The following is a 23,586-nucleotide window of genomic DNA, read 5'->3' on the forward strand; positions in this document are numbered from 1 at the left end:
AACACTATGAACCTATTAGTTTGCGATGATTCAATTATCGCTCGCAAATCCATTGTTAGCAGGATAGAACCCTCAACACACAATACGATTCACCAAGCCGAAAATGGTCAACAAGCACTCGATATCTTAACTTCGCATCATATTGATGTCTTGTTTCTCGACTTAACAATGCCAGTGATGGATGGCTTTGAAGTGTTAGCCAACATGCCAGTCAACCATTACCCTACTGATGTTATTGTCGTGTCGGGCGATATACAAACAGCGGCAAAAGCTCGTTGCTCCGACATGGGCGCAAAAGACTTTATTGAAAAGCCGTTTGCCACCTCTGACCTGGTCGATCTATTCAGCAAATACCACATTCCCCTGCGAAATACAGAGCTTAATAGTTCAATTTCATCGTCGACGGGGGTTGATCTGGTCGCAGCTATTCGTGAGATGAGCAATATTGCGTTAGGCTCTAGCGCCGCGCTGATTTCTCAGCAAGTCGGCCATTTTATTGAAATGCCTTTACCTAATGTTGCCTCTCTTCATCAGTCTGAATTAAAAATGACATTGCAAGATATTGTTAATAATTCAGAGTCGCGCGCGGTATCTCAACGTTTCGTCGGTCACGGCATTAATGGCGAGGCTTTGGTTTGTTTGCATGGCACGGATTTTAGCAACTTAACTTATCAAAATGGTGAGCAGGTTGAATGTTCGACCAATGAGATCATTTTGGATCTGTCGAATCTATTAGTTTCGTCGTTTTTAGGCTCATTTAGCAAGCAGTTAGATATCAATATCTCACTCAGACAGCCAATAGTTTTAGAGAAAGAAGTCTTGCAACTCGCGCTTAACTCCAACCAGTTTTTGGCTGACTACGAGCAAGACATTTTCACCATTGAGTTTGTCTATAAAGCAGAAAATCTTGATGTCGCTTGCGATATCGTGTTTTTAATCGACAACGACTCGCTCAGTGCAATTAAAGCAATTTTGGAGAGTGTGTTATGAACTCAACTGAAATCGGTGACTTACATTGGGTAATGCAGATCCTGGGCGATCTCGACGCCGGATTGATTGTGGTTGATAGAGATTACAATGTCTGTGTCTGGAACGCGTTTATGCAATCATACAGCGGCATTGCTGCAGACCAGATACTGGGCAAAAACTTGTTTGATGTGGTCCCCGAACTGCCCCATGCTTGGCTAAGGCGTAAAGTTGATACGGCATTCACACTCAACAGCCGTGGATTTTCCTGCTGGGAAGACCGAGCTTACCTGTTTAAGTTTAAAAACTTTAGCCCCATTTCCAATAGCCTAACCGAAATGAGGCAGAACATTAACTTTTCGCCACTGACCTCTGTTAATGGTGACGTTTCTCATGTCAGCATCATCATTAACGACGTTACCGATATCGCCAAAAACAAAATTCACTTGCTCGATTCAAACCAAAAACTGTCTGATCTGAGTCGCATTGATGGGTTAACGAAACTGTTTAATCGCGCCCATTGGGAAAGTTGCTTACACCACCAATATCAACAACAAAAATTGGTCGGTAACCCTGCTTCCTTAGTGATTTTTGATATCGATCACTTTAAACGAGTGAACGATACTTATGGTCACACGGTTGGGGACGAAGTCATCCGCCACGCCGCCCAAGAACTGAAGAAAGCCTCACGTAACTCTGATATCTGCGGACGTTATGGCGGCGAAGAATTTACGGTAATTCTACCAGACACTTCTGCCAATCAAGCGCTGTACTTCACCGAAAGACTGCGAAAACGAATCGAACAAGCGGTAATTCAAGTTGGTCAGCATGCGGTGAAATATACGATAAGCTTGGGAGTTTGCGAGCTGTCTAGCTATCAAACCTGTCATTTAACTTGGTTAGAACATGCCGACAAGTCTCTCTACTTCTCTAAGCAATCAGGCCGTAATCGCTCGACTGTGTTTGACCCAGCTTTTATTCGCTAGAGTTGCACAGCGTAGCCAGAATATTGGAGTATGTGATAATCAACAACGTTGTTAGCTTTGACACTAATTGGACAGCATCGTTGTTTAGAATGGTTAACTCAGATAAAAGGAAAATAAAGACAGGTACGGTAGTTTAAATTACGATTTCGGAAAATGCACATCGTGACACCTTGTTGTATCACTGCTAATTGGAATTGCTTAACCTTGGTGTAAATCTTTGAAATTAATCAGGAGTTTTGGAGCGTACTGCGGGAATCGAACCCGCATCATCAGCTTGGAAGGCTGAGGTAATAGCCATTATACGAAGTACGCTATGCCTTGAAGACAGGTGTAATATGCCACATCTGACTGAAAAGAAAAGTCTTTTATTGCCCTATTTGGTTCGACTGCTGAAGTTATCGCCATTTTGTTGATTAAGTGCTGTTTTTCACATCGATTGGTTCGTCAATTGTAAATTCCTGAGCGGTGACACGATTCTTTCCAGCCACTTTAGATTGATACATTAGCTTATCCGCATCGGAAAGAGAAATTGCCATCGAAGTATGGGGATAATAAGCACATCCTATACTCACTGTGACTTTGCGCGTTTTGTCTTCGCGCAAGTCAACGGTTCTGACCTGGTCACAAATCATCTCGGCCAACTCCACCACATCAGCAACCCCCTCATTATTGACGACGACCGCGAACTCCTCACCGCCAATTCGTCCGATAAGATGCGGTTCAGACAACACACTTTTTGCCGCCTCGGCAACCTCTCGTATCACTCTATCGCCGACTTGATGACCATATTCATCATTAACCCGTTTAAAATCGTCAATATCAAAGATCATTATTGCAATTGAACCTGGGTTATTGAGCCGACACTCAAACTCTAAAACAAAATGTCGACGATTACTTAAATTCGTGAGCTGATCGGTTTCGGATAGTTTTTTTAGCTCTTGGTTGGCTTGTTCTAACGCTTTGGTGCGAGCTTTCACCGTTGCATTGAGCATAACAATATAAACCACAGCCACGACAACGATAACCAAGATCGATAATGGTAATAAGTAGTCAGGATAAACAGTGCTGATATACATCCAGCGGTTTAAGATTTGTTTCTTCTCTTCATTGGTCAATGCGGCAAGGCCAGACGTTATTTGCTCTAGCAACTGCTGATTGCCCTGCATAACAGCAGGTCGAAGCTCACCGGAGTAGAGATGACGTACGCCAACAAAACGATGAGCTTGCTCACCACTACTGAGTACATAAAAGTTGGCAACTTGGAGATCGGCAACAAATGCATCCAGTTCACCATTAAATGCAGCCTCGATCATTTGATGATTATTGGAAAAACTGAGCAGGTTTAAATTTGGGTAGTGCTGTTGGGTAAATGCTTGTTCGTAGCCACCCGCAACAACCCCAACTTGGTATTGATGATCACCTAGCAGAAACTGGTCAAGATTGGTTGCGATAAGATCTTGGCTAATGAACATCTGAGTGTCGATGTTCATTAAAGCTGGAGCATAGTCGAGGTAGGCATCACGCTCTTCCGACCACAGTAAGCCGGCGTGAATGTCGGCTCTGCCATCTTTCAACGCATCCAGTGACGCCTGCCAATCTAAGAGAACAAACTCAATGTCAACATTGTGCTTTTTTCCATAAGCCTTCCAGTAATCGATTAAGATACCATCAGGCTCGCCGTCACTATTGATGAAAGAGAAGGGTTTCCACGCTTTTGAATTCGCGATAGTAAGGCTATTTGCCGATGAGGTATCGGCAAAGGTGTGAAAAGACAACAGTAGCAAAACGAAAAGCAAGCGATACACAAGTGTTCCTAATTACTAATTCAAAATGCACTGACCCTGAGTAAAAAGTCAGTAGAATAGATTATGTATAGATTAAGTTCGTGTTGCTAGCTGAAACCAGCAAACAATTATGAGACTTAAATCATTTATTCATATAAGCCGCTGACTTATTTGGTTTTAAATTGCGCCATTTCATTATTCAACTCACCGACTTGCCCTTGAACCTGGTTTGATATTTGTGCCGATGCCTGGGATATTTTGGCCACATCATCAACCGATGCGATGACTTGGTTCATCAACCCTTGAATTTCGTCGGTAGCGTTCGACTGTTGCTGAGCAGAACGGAGTAATTCTTGCATTTGTTGGCTCAGGCGTTTGATCTGTTCGGTAGTGGCACTTAATGTTCCGTGAGCGTGTTGAGTATGATCCGCCCCTTCTTGTGCAAGCATTTTACTACTATCAATCTCGCTGACGACTGCCGCAGTCGATGATTGGATCGCATTAACAATGTTATTGATTTCTGACGTTGATTCCGTGGTTCGAGTTGCCAGTAATCTTACCTCGTCGGCAACCACTGCAAACCCTCGCCCATACTCCCCAGCTCGAGCCGCTTCGATAGCCGCATTCAGTGCAAGCAAATTTGTCTGCCCTGCGAGATTTTCAATCACTTCGGTAACGCGGCCAATCGCTTCACTCTCTTTACTCAGTTCATTCACTTGCACGCTGGCTTTTTCAATCGTTGCATGCAATAGATCCACGGTGGTTTTGTTGCGTTCAAGGGCTTTAGAGCCTTGCTCAATGTGCGTCTTAGATTCAGCCAAACTAGCCGAAGATTGTTCGGCTTGAAGTGCCGTTTCACTGGCGGAGTGACTCACTTCAGCGACTTGTTGTCCAACAAGATCAATCGTGGATTTTTGGCTCTCCACTTGTGACACCGTCTGATGACTCGCGTCTTGTAGAGATGACATACTACTGCCGACCTTTCTGGCTTTATCACTCACGCCTTTAACAATATTGGCTAACTCATTATTCATTTTGTTAATAGATCGGGTCAAACTTGCTAGCTCGTCACTACCACCGAGATCCAATGCTGGCTGTGAAATATCACCATTGGCAATCGACTCGGCACGTTGAGAAATAGTGGCTACGCGTCTACCAATGTTTTTACCCATAAAATGAGCCACGGTAAAAGAGACACCAACCACCCCTGCAATTGATGCGATAAGTAGTGTGAGCACCTTGGTCACTGATTGGAATATCCCCTGACCACTTTGATCGGCGCGCTGTTGCTGCTGATTAATCACAGTTTCAAGATTCGAGTTTATTGTTTCAACGGCTGGCACAAGTTGATTAGCCATTTTTTGGTTCGCAATATTCCAACCATTTGAACGACGTTGCGCGACCACTTGCTCTGCCAAAGGGAAGTAAAGTTGCTGCATATCTTTAAATAACGACCATAAACTTTGATCACTGCTCGACATCAGCTCGATTTTTGACTCAATTTCACGCACCGATTTGTTGTGCGAGTCTAAGAAATCTTGGTACTTGTCCAGATGGTCTTGTCTACCGTATAAAAGGAAATCTCGCATAGAAGAAAGAGCATTAGCCAAAGAGGTATAACTGTCAGCATAAAGGCGAAATAAGCGCTTACGCTCCCCCCCCTCTTTATTACCAGCTTCATCGTTAATAAGGCCTTGCAACTGATCCAGTGCCACCTCTGCGATTGGTGCTGCTTCATTAATAAACAAAGAGTGTGCAGGGAGATTTTCATCACTATGGCTAAGTAGAGTAATTTCGTCGATTGATTGAGTCACCGCGGCCCAATCAGTGGTCACTTGGTGATATTGCTCCAGATCAATCAATTTCTCTAATGGCGGTAGAGCTCCCTCAACATGGTCTATAGCTTGCTGTAGGTTGGCTTGATGGAACGCGCTAGTTAGTTCATCTCCACCGAGCAACATGTATGCTCTTAGTGAGGAAACCGTAGCGTGAATCGATTGTTGTATCGTACGTGCCGCATTCACTGTTGGCAGATCTCGGCTCAGTAATGATTGTGTCTGGCTTTCGACGCTAGCAACACTGCGATAAATGAAAAAAGCGGATGCGATAAAAAGTACTGCAAGTGACAGAAAACTCAGCTGTAACTTCCCTGATATCGTGAGTTTCATCCTTTAACTCCTATTATATAGCCAGTCGACACTATAGCTTCTTGCCGCGCATTGTTAAATATATGTAAGCCAAATAGTTAAAATTTCGTTTGAGTTAGTTCATAAACTAAAAAATCCCCGTGAAACCTGTAACGATTAATGTTTGTTTGCCGCTAGTCGATATTGGTGAAACACAAGATTCGCTCATCACTTCAGCAGCCTGCTGAACAGGTAGAATAAGCACCGTTTAAGTGGATTTAACCCAACAGCAGGCCTTGCCCTACTGTTTCTTTATGCCAATCATTTTTTATCAGATTCTCCAGCCGCTGTCACGCCACGTATTATTTCACCATTAATACCCTAGCCAGTACATAATTCTATTTTTAACCTTATAGTTCGTTTAATAGCAACACCTTTCACTAATCTCCCTCAGTGTGTAAGCCTAACTTTACTGATCGATACACTATCGAACTGCGCAATATTTAACATTTTGATTACACTTAACTCTAACGGCGTACTACAACATTGTTCTCTGCATTGTGAACACTTTCTAGCGTATTAACGCAAGCTTGAGTCACTGGTTAGCAGGTTATGTTTAGAACACGACCAAGAAGTATCAACGAATAATATCTACCTTGACTCGTCAAGACCGGAACATGGTTATCGGGTCATCGTTTGTTGCTCAACGTGCGATCCATTTTGAGTAGCAGTGAGGAGATAGCGATGAATGTTCAGACACTTCCCATGCATCGATTCATTGATCACCACGGTGTATCAATAAATCAACTACCTGCTTGGGCCGATATTGCCACCTTGACCACCTTCTATAAGGACATGGTTCTTACTCGAACCTACGACAACAAAGCGGTCGCACTACAACGTACTGGCAAACTAGGTACCTACCCGTCACATCTTGGGGCAGAGGCATTTGGCGTTGGTCTTGGCCATGCGATGCATCCGAGAGATGTGTTTATCCCCTACTACCGTGACATGCCCGCAATGTGGGTGCGCGGTATAGCGATGGAGAAAAATCTTCAATATTGGGGAGGCGATGAGCGAGGCAGCGATTTTTATATTGAGCCAAGCGATGGAGGGGTTGCAGAACATTGCCGCGATCTTCCCTTCTGTGTGCCTATTGCGACTCAATGTACTCACGCAGTCGGTGTTGCCGCGGCGCTAAAAATTGAAGGACATCATCACGCGGCTGTTGTGACTTGCGGAGACGGTGCGACTTCTAAAGGTGACTTTCTTGAGAGTATCAACTGCGCTGGTGCTTGGAATCTGCCACTGGTTTTCGCTGTTAACAACAACCAATGGGCGATTTCTGTTCCACGAGCACTGCAGTGTGCGGCTGATTTCTTGTCCGAAAAAGCCAAAGGTGCTGGCATCAAGGGTATTACCGTCGATGGCAACGACATTGTCGCCATGCATGATACGGTGTTGGCAGCACTTGACAGAGCACGTAAAGGCAAGGGCCCAACTCTAATCGAGGCCGTGAGCTACCGTTTAAGCGATCATACCACTGCCGACGATGCTAGCCGTTATCGTAGCGATGAGGAACTCAACCAAGCGTGGCAGTTCGAACCGATTAAACGCTTACGACGCTATCTTGAAGCGCAACACGCTTGGGACAATACTCAGGAAGAGCAATGGCAAAAAACATGCAAGCAACACGTTGACCGAGTGGTCGAAAACTACATCAACCTAGCACCACAAGCCCCCGAATCAGCGTTTGATTACCTCTACGAACACACGCCTGCTGAACTCAACCCACAGCGTGATGCACTAATTAATAAAGCAATGCGCATGCAAGGAGGCAAACATGGCTGAATTAACCCTGGTTGAAGCGGTCAACCTTGCCTTACATCATGAAATGAATCGCGATGAGAGTGTGGTACTCCTTGGCGAAGATGTCGGTGATAACGGCGGTGTCTTTCGTGCAACTGTGGGACTGAAAGAAAAGTTTGGCTTACGCCGCGTTATTGACTCACCTTTAGCAGAAGCGCTAATTGGCGGTGTTGCCATCGGCATGGCGAGTCAGGGGTTACGTCCGATCGCCGAGTTTCAATTCCAAGGCTTTGTTTTCCCTGCAATGGAGCATCTAATCTGTCACGCAGCGCGAATACGTAATCGAACACGCGGACGCTTAACCTGCCCAGCAGTATTCCGCGCGCCTTTTGGTGGCGGTATCCATGCGCCCGAACACCATTCAGAAAGTGTGGAAGCTTTATTCGCTCATACTCCCGGTTTTAAAGTGGTCATCCCCTCTTCGCCACAACGTGCGTATGGATTACTGTTAGCATCGATCCGGTGCAATGATCCAGTGATGTTTTTCGAACCCAAACGCATCTACCGAACCGTCAAATCGGAAGTCATTGATAGTGGCGAAGCGCTCCCTCTTGATCGCTGTTTTACGCTTCGTAAAGGGCGAGATGTGACATTAGTGACTTGGGGAGCGTGTGTGGTTGAGTCACTGCAAGCGGCGCAAACCCTCTCATCACAAGGTATTGAGCTCGAGGTTATCGATTTAGCCTCAATTAAACCCATCGACATGGACACTATTCTGCGCTCGCTGGAACGAACCGGTCGTCTGTTAGTCGTACATGAAGCGAGTCGAACCTGTGGCGTTGGCGCTGAGCTTTTAGCTCGGGTTGCAGAACAAGCAATGTGTTTACTCAAAGCGCCACCGAAACGGGTCACCGGGATGGACACCATCATGCCGTACTACCGGAACGAAGATTACTTCATGATTAATGAACAAGACATTGTGCTGGCGGCACGCGAGCTCGTGGAGGGCTGGAAATGAAAGCATTCTTATTGCCAGATCTCGGTGAAGGATTAGCTGAGTCGGAGATTATTGAGTGGCACATTAAGGTTGGCGACAGCGTTGAAGTTGATCAAGTAGTATTAACCGTTGAAACAGCCAAAGCCGTAGTCGAAGTGCCGGCTCCCCATTCAGGGGTGGTCATTAGCCGACATGGTGAAGCGGGTGATGTGATTAATATTGGCGCTTTGCTGCTAGAAATCGAAGAACAACCTGAACGGGTGGCAGACGCTGGGAAAAAATCACAACAGCACGATGCCGCAACCGTGGTGGGCAATGTATCTCATACCACTCATCATGTGGATGTCGATAACTTTTGGGTTGGTGGCTCTCATAACTCATCCTCAACTCAAGCCGTCTCGGCACTGCCCTCGGCACGTCTGCTGGCCAAAAAACTCGGCGTTGATGTTAACCAAGTCAATGGTTCAGGCAATCAGGGCATGGTGACTGAAGAAGATATTTATCGTCAAGCAAGAAAACAAAGCCCAGGTACTGAGGTACTTAAAGGAGCGAGACGAACGATGGTCTCGACCATGTCCGAGTCGCACAGCAGCGTTGCCGCCGTCACGATAACTGAAGAGGCAAGTCTGGGTGATTGGCACGACGATGAAGATGTTTCGGCGCGTTTAGTCAAAGCCGTATTACACGCTTGTCAGCAAGAGCCTGCAATGAACGCTTGGTTCGATGCTGAGACCATGACTCGCTGCGTACACAGTAAGGTCAATATTGGTATCGCAGTCGATAGTAGCCACGGCTTGTATGTACCAGTACTTAAGAATGCCGAACAATACAATGGTGAGCAAATACGACACTGGCTTGATGAGACAGTACAAGGTATTCGCAATCGTCGTATTGGCCGAGAAAGTCTGCAAAATGCCACGATCACGCTATCTAATTTTGGTGCAATCGCGGGTATTTTTGCGACGCCAGTGGTCTCCCCACCGCAAGTCGCTATTGTTGGTGCGGGGCGCATTATTGAGCGAGTCGTCATCCATCAAGGTCAAGCGATTGCCGTCAAAGTAATCCCATTATCGATCACCTTCGATCATAGAGCTTGCACTGGCGGTGAAGCGGCCCGTTTTACCAAGCGATTAGTCGAACACTTGCAGCAACCCAGCGGTTAATCACTTATCTCATCCAATCAAAAGCGCACCACCTAGGTGCGCTTGCTTTTGCCAACTGGCTTGATTACACCTTGTCGATAAGCTCTGGTAAAATCTCAAATAAATCGCCCACCAATCCATAATCAGCAATCTCAAAAATGGGCGCATCAGGGTCGCTGTTAATCGCGACTATCACTTTTGAATCTTTCATCCCGGCGACATGCTGAATCGCTCCCGAGATGCCCACTGCAATATAAAGCTGCGGTGCGACAATTTTCCCTGTTTGTCCAACTTGCAGATCATTACTGACAAAACCGGCATCAACCGCCGCACGTGAAGCGCCAATTGCAGCGCCCAATTTATCGGCCAATGTTTCTAACATCGCAAAGTTCTCTTTACTTCCAACCCCGCGTCCGCCTGAAATCACCACCTGCGCTTGTGTGAGGGCTGGGCGCTCAAGATCCACCTGCTCACGCTCAATGAGTTGCGTCAGTTGTGGCCGATAGTCGAGATCGAGTGCCACCACCTCTGCGCAAGCCTCATCGGCAGGGGAGGCTTTGTCAAAAGCGGTCGCACGAATCGTCATCACAACCAAGCTATCTTGGGTTTTCACCCGTGCAAGCGCATTACCTGCATAAATAGGTCGAATGACAGTATCAGCACTTTCAATAGTGACAATATCAGACAACATATCCACATCGAGCAGGGCTGCAAACCTTGGCATGACGTCTTTACCATAGCTAGTTGCAGGAGTAATAACATGAGTGTAATTTTTTGCTAACGCTTGCAAGACCATGGCATGATTTTCCGCAAGACCGTCTTGATAGATGGGTCTGTCGACCATCAGCACTCTGTCGACATCGGTACAATGACTTAAGCTCTGACCGACTTGTTGACATTGACTACCAATCACCAACATGTCGATATGACCGCCAGCTAACTGTCGTAATTGTAACGCCGCAGTCAACGCAGAATAAGTGTCGGCGTGTACATTTTGATTATTATGCTGAGCAAGCACTAGTATATTCAAATGACTCATCGCTTTCCCCTTACTCTATGACTTTGGCTTGATTTTTAAGCTTATCAATCAGCTCAGCAACGTTATTAACTCGAACACCAGCGCTGCGGCTTGCCGGCACCACGACTTCGAGCACTTGATGATGGCTGGTTAACTCAACGCCCAACGAATCCGCAGCCACGACCTCTAAAGGTTTGCGCTTCGCTTTCATAATATTGGGCAATGAGGCGTAACGCGGTTCATTCAAGCGTAAGTCGGTACTGACCACAGCGGGCAAATTCAGTTGTAACGTTTCAAGGCCACCATCGACCTCTCGCGTGACCAATGCTTTATCGCCCTCAATTTCAAGCTTTGACGCACACGTCGCTTGGGACCAACTCGCGATCCCTGCGAGCATCTGCGCAACTTGATTGTTGTCGTTATCAATTGACTGTTTACCCATTAATACCAAATCGGGTCGCTCTTGACGAACAATCGCATTGAGCAACTTGGCAGTCGTTAATGGCGAGTAAGTTTGGACAACGTCAACATGAATCGCTCTGTCTGCGCCGAGCGCCAGTGCGTTTCGTAACTGTTCTTGGCAACTTGCGCCACCAATCGAAACCACCACCACCTCTTTACATACACCTGATTCTTTTAAACGTACCGCTTCTTCTACCGCAATTTCACAAAATGGATTGATCGCCATTTTTACATTGTCTTGTTCAACACCACTTCCATCGGGCTTGACTCGAATTTTGGTGTAAGGATCGATAACGCGCTTGATCGCAACGAGTACTTTCATTACCTGCTCCATCTAACCGTTGATAGTTTGAGCTTAGTAAAGTTTACGTTTACGTCAACTGTAACTATATTTGTCTCATAGGCGATAACAACAAAGGTTTAGTAGGATGGAACGAGAGAGCATGGACTTCGACGTAGTGATCGTCGGAGCTGGCCCTGCCGGGCTAACAGCCGCTTGCCGACTTGCGCAACTTGGAGTAGACAATCAACAGCCAGTCTCCATTTGCGTCGTCGAGAAAGGAGCTGAAGTTGGCGCACATATCCTCTCTGGCGCGGTGTTTGAGACCACCGCACTCGACGAGCTTTTCCCCGATTGGCGTGAGCGTAGAGCCCCAATCAGTACACCCGTTGGCTCCGAACAACTACTCTACCTCACTACTCCGCAACGCCATGTGCAAATTCCCGAACTGTTGACACCGTTAGCCATGCGCAATCAACAAGATCAATACGTGATCAGCTTGAGTAAACTATGCCGCTGGTTGGCAAAGCAAGCAGAAAGCCTTGGCGTTGACATTTTTCCCGGCTTTCCAGCCAAAGAGATCTGCTTTGATAAAAACGGTCAAGTATGCGGGGTTATCACTGCCGATATGGGACTTGATAAAGACGGCCAAGCGAAATCGACTTTTCAACCGGGTATTAAGCTCAATGCAAAGCAGACGATTTTTGCCGAGGGCGCACGTGGACATTTAGGCAAACAAATTATTAGTCGTTTTCAGCTTGATGCAGATAGCCAACCACAGCATTACGCTTTAGGCATCAAGGAAATTTGGCAACTCAGCAAAGACGACCCGCGCTTTCAGCCCGGACTTGTCGTCCACACCACAGGTTGGCCATTATCGGAATCATCAACCACAGGCGGTGGTTTTCTCTATCATCTCGAAGATAACTTAATTGCGGTTGGCCTGATCACCGATCTCAACTACACCAACCCGTATCTGAGCCCATTTGATGAATTTCAACGCCTTAAACATCACCCCAAATTCGCCGAGCAGTTAACGGGGGCCGAACGCATCGCCTACGGTGCCAGAGCGCTCGCCAAAGGTGGCCTTTTTTCTCTGCCTAAACAGCAGTTCCCAGGTGGACTATTGATTGGCTGTGACGCAGGCACTCTCAATGCAGCGAAAATAAAAGGTTGTCACACCGCCATGAAATCTGGCCTTCTGGCCGCAGAATCTGTATTTAACGCGCTATTAAACAGTGAAAACCAAGCCAATTATCAGCACTTGTTTGAGCGCTCTTGGCTCTATAGTGAACTCAATCAACAACGTAACTTCGCGGGGGCCATCCACAAATACGGATCTTTGATTGGCGGTGCACTGGCACTGCTTGAACAAAATATTTGGCAGCGCTTAACCGCTGGTACATCGAGTTGGGATATTAAAGATACCCAACCAGACTATGTGGCTTTGTATGAACAAACTCGCTGTAAACCGATTCACTACGATAAACCTGATGGCGTATTAAGTTTCGATAAGCCTTCGTCAATGTATCTCTCTGCTACTTTCCATGAGGAGAACCAACCCTGTCACTTACAAGTAACCGATTTAAATATCGCCCTAACGCAACATATGACACTATTTAACGAGCCAAGTCAGCGTTATTGCCCTGCCGGGGTATACGAAGTGATCGACGCACAAGGCAAACAAAAACTGCAGATCAATGCGGCCAATTGTCTGCACTGTAAAGCGTGTGACATCAAAGACCCTTCACAAAATATTACTTGGACACCACCAGAAGGTGGCGGGCCTAATTACCAGAATATGTAACTTATAACGCGCATACAGAGTGGATTTAACAGCACAACATCAGACGTTTTTACTTTGTTGGAGTTAAGTTGTCCGACTTGGCTCTTGTGCCGAATTGTTGCTAGTTTTTGTCTTAATCGATCACTTTATTAACATCTTAAAATAAATCCATCATTGATTTAAAAAGAGATTCCAATCACATTTTATTCGGTTATAATCCGCGCCACTGCGATTTATGTTGATAAACGCAAACTTAATTTGAAGAAATCGACAGCTAACCGAACCTCACTGACGAGGGAGAATGAGAGTAATAATGAGCAAGATTGATAAAGCAATGCGAATTCTACTAGCAGGATTTTGTATCAACCTTTGTCTTGGCATCCTGTATGCTTGGAGTGTATTTAACAAAGCGTTAGTCACAGAGTCTGGCTGGAGTGCCGCTGAAGCATCGGCTCCTTATGCAACCGCAACGATCACCTTTTCTATCTGCCTTCTTGTTGCGGGCATCTTGCAAGATCGCATGGGGCCACGGCTGATTCTGATCCTAGGTACTGTTCTTACCGGTTTTGGCATGATCGCGTCTGGTTTTGTTAACTCACCACTTATGCTCAACATCACCTTTGGCGTGATCACCGGTGCAGGTATCGGTTTTGGTTACGCTTGCCTGTCACCTTCAGCCATGAAATGGTTCCATGCGTCGAAAAAAGGCATGGTTAACGGCATCATCGCAGCTGGTTTTGGTCTTGCGGCTATTTATCTAGCGCCAGTGACTTCCGCTTTGATTGACAGCATGGGTATCCAAACTAGCTTCTTAGTCCTTGGTATTGGCATCCTTGCTATTGCGGTTCCTTTGGCCGCCACTATTAATAATCCACCCGCGGATTACACCCCTGCTGAGCCTAAACTCAAACAAGGGCAAGCCCCTAAAGTGGTTAAAAAGTCTGATGACCTAACTTGGAAAGCAATGCTAAAAACACCGCAGTTTTATTCACTGTGGATCATGTATGCATTCGCGGCATCGGTTGGTCTGATGATCATCGGCAATATCACCACTATCGCCAGCGTTCAAGCAAACCTACCCAATGCGGTTTACCTTGCGTCTATCTTAGCGGTATTTAACTCAGGTGGTCGTGTTGCTGCTGGCATGTTGGCTGATAAAATTGGCGGCGTGCGTACTCTACTGCTCGCATTCGTGCTGCAAGGCGTAAACATGGTTCTGTTCGCGACATTCAATACAGAGTTCACGCTTATCATTGGTACTGCTATTGCAGCCGTTGGTTACGGAACGCTTCTCGCCGTATTCCCTACTCTAACCGCAGAGTTCTACGGCCTTAAAAACTACGGGACTAACTACGGCGTGCTCTACACTGCATGGGGTATTGGTGGTGCCATCGGCGCAGCTGTAGTTGGCTTCTCAATGACTAACGGCGAAGGTTATGCACTCGCTTATACCGTTTCCGCGGTTATGATGGCGGTGTGTATTGTTCTTGCCGTGCTTACTAAGCCGATGACTGAAGCCAAGATTGCGCAACTAAAAACCGCTTAATTAACTGATTTTTAAATAAAAAGGCTTAAAATTAAGAATAATGACCTTTTTTTAATTCGTGGAGTGATCGGCCGCCTTCCTTCGGCGTACCTATCTGTCAAGGAATAACAAATTCCTAAGCTAGTAAATATCCGCGATGTCTTAAAAGTGAAGAAGATTAGGTTAAGTCGTTGGATATGTTCGCGGTTCGTCGCAGCTCAGACAGGTTCTGGCCACATAATGACAAGGTTCATCAATGGTATCGTACTAATCAACCTATCGAATTTGGTTTACTTGACTACAATAAATTTAGAATAGGTAGAACCGTTCAACTGCGCAGACAACGCAAATGGAGGTAACCATGGGTATTAACGATAGCATTCGAGCGTTAGAGCAACAGATCTATGTCGCTTGCTCTGAAGGAGATTACGACACGGTCAATATGCTTGAGCATCAATTGGACAGCTTACGCCATAAAGCTGAGCATCCCTTTGATGACGATCCGTACGCGTCAGAATCGACCATCTTCCCGGAAGATAATCAGTACTAAATTGTCAACGCCCCAGCAAAAAATGGGGCGTTTATTTAGCGGCTTTTTTCTCGCTACTTGTAGGTAACTGGCCGCGTCACTCACACGACCCGAGTGGAGAAGATAAACCAATGCAACTTTTGACGAATAGGGGTCAGTTCTAGGTGAATATCTTGTTGGAACTTGCCTCCACTCTCGCGACTCAGGGATTATAGGGATTTTGGCCTACCTTCGGGTAGGTCATTTTTGTTTATGACAGTGATCAACACGCCACGTCTATTTTTACGTTAAAGTCTCATCCATACTAAAAACACCGCTTTACAAAGCACGTTTTAACGCTATTATTTGAACGCAAACGATTGCCTCACTTTTTGTGTGCTTATTTTGAGGATTTTATGCTGTCCGATATCGATATCTGTCGTAAGACGATTCTCCAACCCATTACCCAAGTCGCGCATAATGCAGGACTAAGAGATGGTGAATTTCATAGCCAAGGTAAATACAAAGCAAAAGTGGCATTAGATACCCTTAAACGTCTGCAACATCACCCCAAGGGAAAGCTTGTTTTAGTCACCGCTATCACTCCAACCCCGCTTGGCGAGGGAAAGACAGTGACAACCATTGGTCTTTCACAAGGATTGGCTAAGTTACAACAATCGGTGATGGCATGCATTAGACAACCTTCTATGGGCCCAGTTTTCGGTGTCAAAGGCGGTGCAGCGGGTGGTGGTTACGCTCAGGTTGCTCCAATGGAAGAGCTCAACCTCCATTTGACAGGAGACATTCACGCCGTGACTGCCGCGCACAATTTAGCGGCCGCGGCTATCGATGCCCGCATTTATCATGAACAACGTTTGGGATATCAAGACTTCGAGCAGCGCAGTGGTATGAAAGCATTACGCATTGATAGCAAGCGTGTAGTGTGGAAGCGCGTGATGGACCACAATGATCGCGCGCTGCGGATGGTCACGGTGGGGCAAAATGAACCAGACAAAACCGTTAATGGCTTTGAGCGTCTCGATGGTTTTGATATTTCGGCAGCCTCCGAACTGATGGCAATCTTAGCCCTAGCAAGTGATTTGAAAGACTTACGGTCTCGCATTGGTCGTATTGTGGTCGCTTATAACCTCGAAGGCCATCCTGTTACAACTGAAGATCTTCAGGTAGCAGGCGCGATGGCTGTCAGTATGAAGGAAGCGATTGAACCAACGCTAATGCAAACGCTTGAAGGAGTTCCGACGTTAATTCACGCCGGACCATTTGCCAACATCGCCCATGGGAACTCTTCGATCATTGCCGACAATATTGCCACCAGGTTATGCGACTATACCGTCACTGAAGGTGGCTTTGGCTCTGATATGGGGTTTGAAAAAGCCTGTAATATTAAAGCGCAGATGTCAGCCAAGGCTCCAGACTGTGCGGTCATCGTTGCGACCCTGCGTGGCCTCAAAGCCAATTCGGGCCACTACCAATTCATGCCTGGTCAATCTATTCCTGACACCCTATTTGCCGACGACGAGCAAGCTCTTGAGTCAGGGTTTGAGAACCTCAAATGGCACATTAATAACGTCAATAAATACGGCGTGCCAGCCGTAGTTGCGATCAACCGCTTTCCACAAGACAGCGAACATGAATTGCAGTTACTCAAACAATGGGTCGAATCGCTGCCAAACAATGTAGCGGTCGCAATTAGTGAAGGCTTTAGCCAAGGCGGTAATGGCACGTTAGAACTGGCGGATAAAGTCATCCAACAATGCACCAAACCATCGATATTCAAGCCTCTTTATCATTTTTCTCAGCCCACGGAGGAAAAGCTGATGGCGGTTGCTGAAAGTGGTTATGGTGCAGCCAGTATTACGTTTAGTGACAAAGCTAAGCAGCAACTCGCCGATCTTAAACATCATGGATTTGATAATCTTGCTGTCTGTTTGGCCAAAACACCGATGTCGATTTCAACCGATGGTTCGGTCAAAGGGGTACCGAAAGGCTTTGATGTCCCCGTTCGAGAGCTTAGGCTTTGTGCTGGTGCAGGGTTTGTCTATGCTCTGTGTGGTCATGTTATGACAATGCCTGGCTTACCCGAAAAACCCGCTTTCATGCATCTCGATATCGATGATAATGGCGATATTATCGGCTTAAGCTAATTTGGCGCATACTAACAGCAAACTAAGCCACATTAAGTACTTGGTTTGCTGTTGATTTGTATCGCCATCCCATGAAGTTACTCGTGAGATGGTGTACCATGAAATGACAGTCTCTCAACAATCGGACGTTTTCATGGAAGCAGAGCTACTGGAAATTAAAAACTTCCTATCCCAACACCCTCCTTTTGACGAATTGGAAGATGATGTACTTAATTACATCACTAAAAATGTCGAAATTTCCTATTATCGTGAAGACACTCCCGTCATTCACTTCGGTGACGAGATCCACGATTTGTACGTTGTTCGCAGTGGCGTTATTGAGTTGTATCGTCGCAAAGGCGAGTTATACAATCGACTTGATGAGGGCGCGCTATTTGGACAGATGGGAATTTTAACCCGTAATAAAGTACGTTTTCCTGCCAAAGCCATCAAAGATAGTTTGCTCTACTGCATCCCCGAAGCGGTGTTTCAAGAGCTGTATGAAAATCATGAATCCTTTGCCGATTTTGTAGAGGTTGAAAATAACGCTCGCCTGCGTAACACGGTTTCTAATAGTAATGAGCGAAATGACCTAACCACATCCAAATTGCGAACGTTACTCAGCGGTGAAGCCCCGTTCATCCATAAAACAGAGTCGATTCAAAACGCGGCAATAAAAATGGCCGATGAGAATGTGTCATCACTGCTAATTATTGACCCCAACATCACCGATGATGACGAAAGCGATAATAACCCGCTTGTTGGGATCATCACTGACCGAGATCTTTGTACGCGGGTATTAGCACAAGGGCTCGATCCTGGTGATGATGTCGCGAGCGTGATGACCACAGAAGTCATTTCACTCGACTACAACGCATACGTGTATGAAGCGATGCTAACCATGCTGCGCTACAATGTCCATCACCTACCAGTGCTCAAAGACAAAAAGCCAATCGGTATTATCGAAGCCACTGACATTGTGCGCTACGAGTCGCAGAACTCTTTATTGCTAGTGAGTAGTATTTTCCAACAGCAGTCTATTGAAGAGCTCGCCACCCTTGCAGAACAAGTGAAAGATAGCTTTGTCCGTTTAGTTAACGAAGATGCTAACTCGCACATGGTTGGCAGTGCAATGTCAGTGATTGGCCGCAGCTTTAAGCAACGTATTATTGAACTCGGTGAAGAAGAACTTGGCGAACCACCCGTACCGTACTGTTTTGTCGCGTTAGGATCGATGGGACGTGATGAACAGTTATTGGTCACCGACCAAGATAATGCCATTATTCTTGATAATACCTTTATCAAGGAAGAGCATGATGCGTATTTCGCTGAACTTGCCAAACGTGTCTGTGATGGTTTGGACAAATGTGGCTACAGCTACTGTACTGGCGATATTATGGCCACCAATCCAGATTGGCGCATGACCCGTACCGAATGGGAAGAATGTTTTGCTGATTGGATCGACAACCCAAACCCTAAAGCGCTGCTCAATGCTTCGATCTTCTTCGATCTTGATGGCGTCTATGGCCGCCTAAAGTGGGCTGAACAGCTTAATGGATTCATTGTTCGCCGTGCTCGACGCAATAACCGCTTCTTAGCTTGTCTAGCAAGAAACGCGATGAATCGGACTCCACCACTTGGTTTCTTTAAAGACTTTGTGATGGAAAAAGATGGCCAACACAAAAACTCGATTAACTTGAAGCGTCGCGGTACCGCACCTTTGGCGGATCTTATTCGCGTTCATGCTTTAGCCGTCGGTTCGCGCTCTAAAAACTCGTTTGAACGCCTCGACGATATTCACGATGCCGGAATTTTGCCCAAAGGAAAAGCGCGTGATCTCAGTGATGCGCTGGAGTTTATCTCTATGGTCCGTATTCGCCACCAAGCGTACGATGTAGAGAATCAGATCGATCCAGACAACAATATTGAACCCGAACACCTGTCTGAGTTTGAGCGTCGAAACCTTAAAGATGCTTTCCAAATTTTGAGCAATGCGCAGAACTTCCTCAAGTTCCGTTACTCTGCCAGCAAAAACTTTAAGTGAGGCACTGATGATCAGAAAAATCATGTCCCCACCGTCGATTGATTGGAAAGCCAAGTTCTCGCGGAAACTTGAAGTCATTAAAGATGATGCGTTGCGCAGTTACTACACAGCGGGGGTTCCGGAACCAAATACGCCATTAAATGAAGTGACTTTTCTGGCGATGGACTTTGAAACCACAGGCTTAGACTCGCTTACAGATGACATCATTACCATTGGTACTGTGCCATTTACGCTCAATCGAATCTTTATCAATCAAGCAAAACATTGGACAGTAAAACCGCGTAGACAATTGGCAGAAGAGTCTGTCATTATCCACGGCATTACTCATTCGGATGTGCTCGATGCACCTGATCTCTCTGCGGTTTATCAAGATGTATTGGCTCAAATGTCGGGGCGTGTCATGGTGGTCCACTACCAGCGCATCGAACGCGAATTCTTTGCCAATGCGTTATTAACGCGAATTAATGAAGGGATTGAGTTTCCAGTCGTTGATACAATGCAGATCGAATCACATGTGCAAAAGAAACATCATGGCGGCATCATCAATAAACTACGAGGCCGAAAACCTGAATCGGTTCGTCTAGGCGCCAGTCGCACTCGCTATGGTTTACCGCTCTATACCCCGCATCATGCTCTAACCGATGCGGTAGCAACTGCTGAACTACTTCAGGCGCAAATTGCCCATCATTACGATGCTAAAATGCCAATTGGTCAGTTGTGGATTTAATGCTTAAATAGTGGAGATAAAAAAGGGGCCGATACATCGTCGCCCCCTTTTTCGTATGTTTAGTACAACCTGTTAGCGGCGCTCTGTTCTCATACCCATGATCAAACTGACACACATCAGCAAGAGTACAAAAGTAAATGGTAGCGCAGTAGAGATTGCCCCTGCCTGCAGCGCTTGAACCGCTTCGGAACCTCCAACCCATAGCAGGGCAACTGCAATCGCCCCTTCCATGAAGGCCCAGAATATACGCTGAGTCACTGGTGCATCAACTTTACCACCAGCCGTGATACTGTCGATAACCAACGAGCCAGAATCTGAAGAAGTAATAAAGAACACCAACACCAACACGACAGCGGTAATTGACAGAATTGAGCCATAAGGCAGAACATCAAACATCTGGAACATCGCAAGCGAAACATCGGTTAAACCGTTAGTGCCAAGCTCGCCGACATTGTTCATAACTTGGTCAATCGCCAAACCACCAAAGGTCGACATCCAAATAACCGTCACAGCCGTTGGAACCAGTAGAACAGCAGTAATGAATTCACGGACTGTACGACCTTTTGATACTCGAGCAATAAACATGCCCACGAATGGTGACCATGAAATCCACCATGCCCAGTAGAATACAGTCCAGCCTTGGAACCATGCTTCGTCTTGACGACCATGCGGGTTGCTCAGCGGGATTAGGTTTTCTACGTATGCCATAAACGTCGTACCGATGTTACCAAGTACAATCGCGTAGCCAATCAGGGCAACCATAATCAGTAGCAAGAAGGCGATAACCATATTGATGTTACTGATCACTTTCACACCACCATCAATACCACGCACAACCGAAACGACGGCGAGTAAGGTAACAACAGTGATCACGATAACTTGCAAGCCAAGACCAGAATCAAGACCAAACACATGGTGAATACCACTTGCTGCTTGTTGTGCGCCTAAACCCAGTGATGTTGCCAAGCCAAACAGAGTCGCTAATACCGCGAGAATATCGACAATATGACCTGCCCAACCCCAAGCGCGATCGCCTAAAATCGGGTAAAAAATTGAACGAATTGAAAGTGGTAAGCCTTTGTTGTAAGCAAAAAACGCTAGTGAAAGCGCCACAACACCGTAGATTGCCCATGGGTGAAGGCCCCAGTGGAACATGGTCGCGCCAAGCGCTAGTCTTGCAGCTTCCGGCGTATTCGCTTCTACACCCAGCGGCGTTTCATACCAACCAGTGAAGTACGCGACAGGTTCTGCCACACTCCAGAACATCAGACCGATACCCATGCCTGCTGCAAATAGCATCGATAGCCAAGAAATATACGAGAAGTCAGCGGTTGCGTCAGTCCCCCCCAAACGGATTTTACCATACGGTGACACAACTAACGCCAAGCAGAAGATCACAAAAATGTTACCAGACCAGATAAATAACCAGTCAAAACTGCCAATGATCTGCCACTTGATGCCATCGAGCGTTGCTTTCGCTGATTCAGCATCCATTATTAACACAGCGATTAAAAACGCTGCAATCAGACCCGCACTCCAGCCAAAGACCGGATTGTGTACATCGAACCCCCACTTCTGTACATTATCTTGACCGACCGTATAGTCGGTACTATCAATACTGTACTTATCTATGCCTTTAGTCATTTTTCCTCACTACCTCTAGTTTCAAATGCACAACAGATTGCCAACGTAGAAATCATTAGAGTTGAAATGATAATTTTAATACTACAATCTGATACACCTCTCATTATCTTACTCAAGTTATCGTTAAATTCCACTAATATACTATTTTTTAACCACATTTTCTCAAATTAGCATAGCGAAAGACCAAATTTCAACCAATGCAGTAGTGTTTTATTTTCTGCAAATTTTAGTGCACTAAACATGAGCCCTGCACAAAATGTCTAAAAATCGGACCGACCACTACTGTTTGTTTAAATAGAGGCTTTTTTTCAATGCTCGATTAAGGTATTTTGCATTGCTTTCATTATCATTATAAAAGACAGTAATTAAGGATCTGAATTGGAAAAGCATGAAGAAGTCCTTATCTCGATTCGCCAAATTATTCGTGCGATCGATTTACACTCCAAGAAACTCAGCAAAGAATCGGGGCTTACAGGCCCTCAGTTAATATTAATGCGCTCAATTCGCGAGTTGGGTGAAGTAACCATTCGTCAACTGTCAGATCATACGAATATGAGCCAAGCAACCGCGACCACGATACTAGATCGCTTAGAACGCAATGGCCTAGTTCAACGTGTTCGCAGTAACAAAGACAAACGTAAAGTTCATGCTCACCTTACTGAGAAAGGTAACGTGTTACTCAGTCAAGCCCCAATGCCACTGCAACAAAGTTTTATTACTAAATTCCAGCACTTAGAAGAGTGGGAGCAGTCTCTTTTACTTTCGTCTGTTCAGCGTATTTCTTCGATGATGAATGCGGAAGAATATGACGTTGCACCAGTTTTGGAAATTGGCAGTATCACACAATCAGAATATAAGTAAGGATATTTGCTTTCCCTCCTTTAAGCTTACGTTTACTGAATAGCAGTATAAGTCGCGAGAACTGGATGGGAAAGCATCAATCTTTACCGAATTAACCGACGAGGCGATTCTCTACTTAAAACAGCAAAAGCGTTTTAAAAAATGTTTGCCTTCACTCTTTTGGTCGTTTAAAAGTTCGAAGACGTATTAAAAATCGGTAATTCGCTACCACCTTTAACCTGACGTATCGCTAAATGAGTATGGATGTCTTTAACGTTTTCAAGTCGCTGTAGCTTACGGGTGAATCCTTCATACCCCAATAGATCATAGCTGACCACTTCAAGTAAATAATCATATGCCCCCGAAACCACATGGCAACTGATCACCTCATTCATATCTTGAATCGCGTCCTCAAACTCATCAATACTAGTGGCTTGGTGATTGCTTAAGCTCACTTCGACAAACACCGTCATACCAACACCAATACGTTCTTTATTCAAGTAAGCCCGATAACTGGCAATAATACCGGACTCTTCTAGCCGCTTGATACGCCTTGCACAAGGTGATGCCGACAACCCGACCTTATCGGCAATATCGGCAGTGGCTTGACGTGCGTCTTGTTGCAGTAGTCTTAGGATATGTTTATCTATACGGTCCATCTCTTGTCGCCCTTTTCACGCGCTAATAATACTTTACACGCGACTTTCAACTAATAACTCATAAAATTAGGACTAATATTGCCAGATATCGGCTTCATTTTCGCACCATAATGTTAACAAATTCAATTTAGCTCACGGA

General features: G+C 45.7%; 18 protein-coding genes, 1 tRNA gene and 1 pseudogene. 13 read left to right on the forward strand and 7 right to left on the reverse strand.

Annotation, left to right across the window (positions count from 1 at the left end; all coding sequences use genetic code 11):
• The first annotated feature begins 6 nt into the window (after positions 1-6).
• Both CDZ87_RS05740 and CDZ87_RS05745 read left to right on the forward strand, forming a co-directional pair.
• Positions 7-990, forward strand: coding sequence for a response regulator (locus CDZ87_RS05740; protein ID WP_100752589.1), 984 nt, complete (start codon positions 7-9; stop codon positions 988-990).
• A complete protein-coding gene (locus CDZ87_RS05745) occupies positions 987-1,952 on the forward strand; it encodes a sensor domain-containing diguanylate cyclase (RefSeq protein WP_100752590.1) in 966 nt (321 codons plus the stop codon). Before CDZ87_RS05740 ends, CDZ87_RS05745 begins: the two co-directional genes overlap by 4 nt.
• A gap of 237 nt (positions 1,953-2,189) precedes the next feature.
• Here the strand turns inward: CDZ87_RS05745 and CDZ87_RS05750 are convergent.
• The 3 genes from CDZ87_RS05750 to CDZ87_RS05760 all read right to left on the reverse strand — a co-directional run bounded on the left by CDZ87_RS05750 (position 2,190) and on the right by CDZ87_RS05760 (position 5,904).
• Positions 2,190-2,264: transfer RNA gene (locus tag CDZ87_RS05750), tRNA-Gly, on the reverse strand.
• 101 nt (positions 2,265-2,365) lie between these two features.
• Positions 2,366-3,757: a transporter substrate-binding domain-containing diguanylate cyclase gene (locus CDZ87_RS05755; protein ID WP_100752591.1), complete on the reverse strand. Its 1,392-nt coding sequence runs from the start codon at positions 3,755-3,757 to the stop codon at positions 2,366-2,368.
• A 146-nt stretch (positions 3,758-3,903) separates the two neighbouring features.
• Complete coding sequence (locus CDZ87_RS05760; protein ID WP_100752592.1) at positions 3,904-5,904, reverse strand: HAMP domain-containing methyl-accepting chemotaxis protein; 2,001 nt, start codon at positions 5,902-5,904, stop codon at positions 3,904-3,906.
• Between the two features lie 702 nt (positions 5,905-6,606).
• Here CDZ87_RS05760 and pdhA point away from each other — a divergent pair.
• From pdhA to CDZ87_RS05775, 3 genes are read left to right on the forward strand one after another with little or no spacing between them, the layout of a single operon-like run.
• Complete coding sequence (pdhA, locus tag CDZ87_RS05765) at positions 6,607-7,713, forward strand: pyruvate dehydrogenase (acetyl-transferring) E1 component subunit alpha (RefSeq protein ID WP_100752593.1); 1,107 nt, start codon at positions 6,607-6,609, stop codon at positions 7,711-7,713.
• Positions 7,706-8,689 carry an alpha-ketoacid dehydrogenase subunit beta gene (locus CDZ87_RS05770; protein ID WP_100752594.1) on the forward strand — a complete coding sequence of 328 codons (984 nt, stop codon included), beginning with the start codon at positions 7,706-7,708 and terminating at the stop codon, positions 8,687-8,689. The genes pdhA and CDZ87_RS05770 overlap by 8 nt, the downstream gene beginning before the upstream one ends.
• Positions 8,686-9,831 (forward strand): dihydrolipoamide acetyltransferase family protein, encoded by a 1,146-nt coding sequence (locus CDZ87_RS05775; protein WP_100752595.1) that lies wholly within the window; start codon positions 8,686-8,688, stop codon positions 9,829-9,831. Before CDZ87_RS05770 ends, CDZ87_RS05775 begins: the two co-directional genes overlap by 4 nt.
• 64 nt (positions 9,832-9,895) lie before the next feature.
• Here the strand turns inward: CDZ87_RS05775 and CDZ87_RS05780 are convergent, their stop codons facing one another.
• Together CDZ87_RS05780 and CDZ87_RS05785 are read right to left on the reverse strand one after the other, a co-directional pair.
• Complete coding sequence (locus CDZ87_RS05780) at positions 9,896-10,849, reverse strand: electron transfer flavoprotein subunit alpha/FixB family protein (RefSeq protein ID WP_100752596.1); 954 nt, start codon at positions 10,847-10,849, stop codon at positions 9,896-9,898.
• 10 nt (positions 10,850-10,859) lie between these two features.
• A complete protein-coding gene (locus CDZ87_RS05785; protein WP_100752597.1) occupies positions 10,860-11,612 on the reverse strand; it encodes an electron transfer flavoprotein subunit beta/FixA family protein in 753 nt (250 codons plus the stop codon).
• 106 nt (positions 11,613-11,718) lie between these two features.
• Between CDZ87_RS05785 and CDZ87_RS05790 the strand changes: the two genes are divergently transcribed.
• From CDZ87_RS05790 to CDZ87_RS05815, 7 genes and pseudogenes are all read left to right on the forward strand, one after another.
• Positions 11,719-13,377 carry an electron transfer flavoprotein-ubiquinone oxidoreductase gene (locus CDZ87_RS05790; protein ID WP_100752598.1) on the forward strand — a complete coding sequence of 553 codons (1,659 nt, stop codon included), beginning with the start codon at positions 11,719-11,721 and terminating at the stop codon, positions 13,375-13,377.
• 292 nt (positions 13,378-13,669) lie between these two features.
• Positions 13,670-14,902: an L-lactate MFS transporter gene (locus tag CDZ87_RS05795; RefSeq protein ID WP_100752599.1), complete on the forward strand. Its 1,233-nt coding sequence runs from the start codon at positions 13,670-13,672 to the stop codon at positions 14,900-14,902.
• A gap of 33 nt (positions 14,903-14,935) precedes the next feature.
• Positions 14,936-15,240, forward strand: a pseudogene (locus tag CDZ87_RS16990) (fatty acid cis/trans isomerase); the annotation flags it as partial.
• Between the two features lie 2 nt (positions 15,241-15,242).
• The gene (locus CDZ87_RS05800; protein ID WP_100752600.1) at positions 15,243-15,431 is read left to right on the forward strand and encodes a hypothetical protein; all 189 of its coding nucleotides are present in this window, start codon (positions 15,243-15,245) and stop codon (positions 15,429-15,431) included.
• 374 nt (positions 15,432-15,805) lie between these two features.
• The gene (locus CDZ87_RS05805; protein WP_100752601.1) at positions 15,806-17,554 is read left to right on the forward strand and encodes a formate--tetrahydrofolate ligase; all 1,749 of its coding nucleotides are present in this window, start codon (positions 15,806-15,808) and stop codon (positions 17,552-17,554) included.
• 133 nt (positions 17,555-17,687) lie between these two features.
• On the forward strand, positions 17,688-19,577 hold the full coding sequence (locus CDZ87_RS05810; RefSeq protein ID WP_100752745.1) for a putative nucleotidyltransferase substrate binding domain-containing protein: 1,890 nt from the start codon (positions 17,688-17,690) through the stop codon (positions 19,575-19,577).
• A gap of 7 nt (positions 19,578-19,584) precedes the next feature.
• The gene (locus tag CDZ87_RS05815) at positions 19,585-20,304 is read left to right on the forward strand and encodes a 3'-5' exonuclease (RefSeq protein ID WP_100752602.1); all 720 of its coding nucleotides are present in this window, start codon (positions 19,585-19,587) and stop codon (positions 20,302-20,304) included.
• 72 nt (positions 20,305-20,376) lie between these two features.
• Here CDZ87_RS05815 and CDZ87_RS05820 read toward each other — a convergent pair whose 3' ends face one another.
• Positions 20,377-21,948 carry a BCCT family transporter gene (locus CDZ87_RS05820; protein WP_100752603.1) on the reverse strand — a complete coding sequence of 524 codons (1,572 nt, stop codon included), beginning with the start codon at positions 21,946-21,948 and terminating at the stop codon, positions 20,377-20,379.
• Positions 21,949-22,326: 378 nt separating this feature from the next.
• On the opposite strand from CDZ87_RS05820, the gene CDZ87_RS05825 reads away from it, so the two are divergent.
• Entirely contained in the window at positions 22,327-22,809 is a 483-nt protein-coding gene (locus CDZ87_RS05825) for a MarR family winged helix-turn-helix transcriptional regulator (protein ID WP_100752604.1), read from the forward strand.
• Positions 22,810-22,976: 167 nt separating this feature from the next.
• Here CDZ87_RS05825 and CDZ87_RS05830 read toward each other — a convergent pair whose 3' ends face one another.
• The gene (locus CDZ87_RS05830; protein WP_100752605.1) at positions 22,977-23,447 is read right to left on the reverse strand and encodes an Lrp/AsnC family transcriptional regulator; all 471 of its coding nucleotides are present in this window, start codon (positions 23,445-23,447) and stop codon (positions 22,977-22,979) included.
• Positions 23,448-23,586: the final 139 nt, after the last annotated feature.

It is taken from the genome of Vibrio salilacus (assembly GCF_002811245.1).
GTDB lineage: Bacteria > Pseudomonadota > Gammaproteobacteria > Enterobacterales > Vibrionaceae > Vibrio > Vibrio salilacus.

Bases quoted from the DNA above. Each gene is read 5' to 3' on its own strand.
- CDZ87_RS05740 (WP_100752589.1), top strand. From the start codon at position 7: ATGAACCTATTAGTTTGCGATGATTCAATTATCGCTCGCAAATCCATT.
- CDZ87_RS05745 (WP_100752590.1), top strand. From the start codon at position 987: ATGAACTCAACTGAAATCGGTGACTTACATTGGGTAATGCAGATCCTG.
- CDZ87_RS05760 (WP_100752592.1), bottom strand. From the start codon at position 5,904: ATGAAACTCACGATATCAGGGAAGTTACAGCTGAGTTTTCTGTCACTT.
- pdhA (WP_100752593.1), top strand. From the start codon at position 6,607: ATGAATGTTCAGACACTTCCCATGCATCGATTCATTGATCACCACGGT.
- CDZ87_RS05770 (WP_100752594.1), top strand. From the start codon at position 7,706: ATGGCTGAATTAACCCTGGTTGAAGCGGTCAACCTTGCCTTACATCAT.
- CDZ87_RS05775 (WP_100752595.1), top strand. From the start codon at position 8,686: ATGAAAGCATTCTTATTGCCAGATCTCGGTGAAGGATTAGCTGAGTCG.
- CDZ87_RS05780 (WP_100752596.1), bottom strand. From the start codon at position 10,849: ATGAGTCATTTGAATATACTAGTGCTTGCTCAGCATAATAATCAAAAT.
- CDZ87_RS05785 (WP_100752597.1), bottom strand. From the start codon at position 11,612: ATGAAAGTACTCGTTGCGATCAAGCGCGTTATCGATCCTTACACCAAA.
- CDZ87_RS05790 (WP_100752598.1), top strand. From the start codon at position 11,719: ATGGAACGAGAGAGCATGGACTTCGACGTAGTGATCGTCGGAGCTGGC.
- CDZ87_RS05795 (WP_100752599.1), top strand. From the start codon at position 13,670: ATGAGCAAGATTGATAAAGCAATGCGAATTCTACTAGCAGGATTTTGT.
- CDZ87_RS05800 (WP_100752600.1), top strand. From the start codon at position 15,243: ATGGGTATTAACGATAGCATTCGAGCGTTAGAGCAACAGATCTATGTC.
- CDZ87_RS05805 (WP_100752601.1), top strand. From the start codon at position 15,806: ATGCTGTCCGATATCGATATCTGTCGTAAGACGATTCTCCAACCCATT.
- CDZ87_RS05810 (WP_100752745.1), top strand. From the start codon at position 17,688: ATGGAAGCAGAGCTACTGGAAATTAAAAACTTCCTATCCCAACACCCT.
- CDZ87_RS05815 (WP_100752602.1), top strand. From the start codon at position 19,585: ATGATCAGAAAAATCATGTCCCCACCGTCGATTGATTGGAAAGCCAAG.
- CDZ87_RS05820 (WP_100752603.1), bottom strand. From the start codon at position 21,948: ATGACTAAAGGCATAGATAAGTACAGTATTGATAGTACCGACTATACG.
- CDZ87_RS05830 (WP_100752605.1), bottom strand. From the start codon at position 23,447: ATGGACCGTATAGATAAACATATCCTAAGACTACTGCAACAAGACGCA.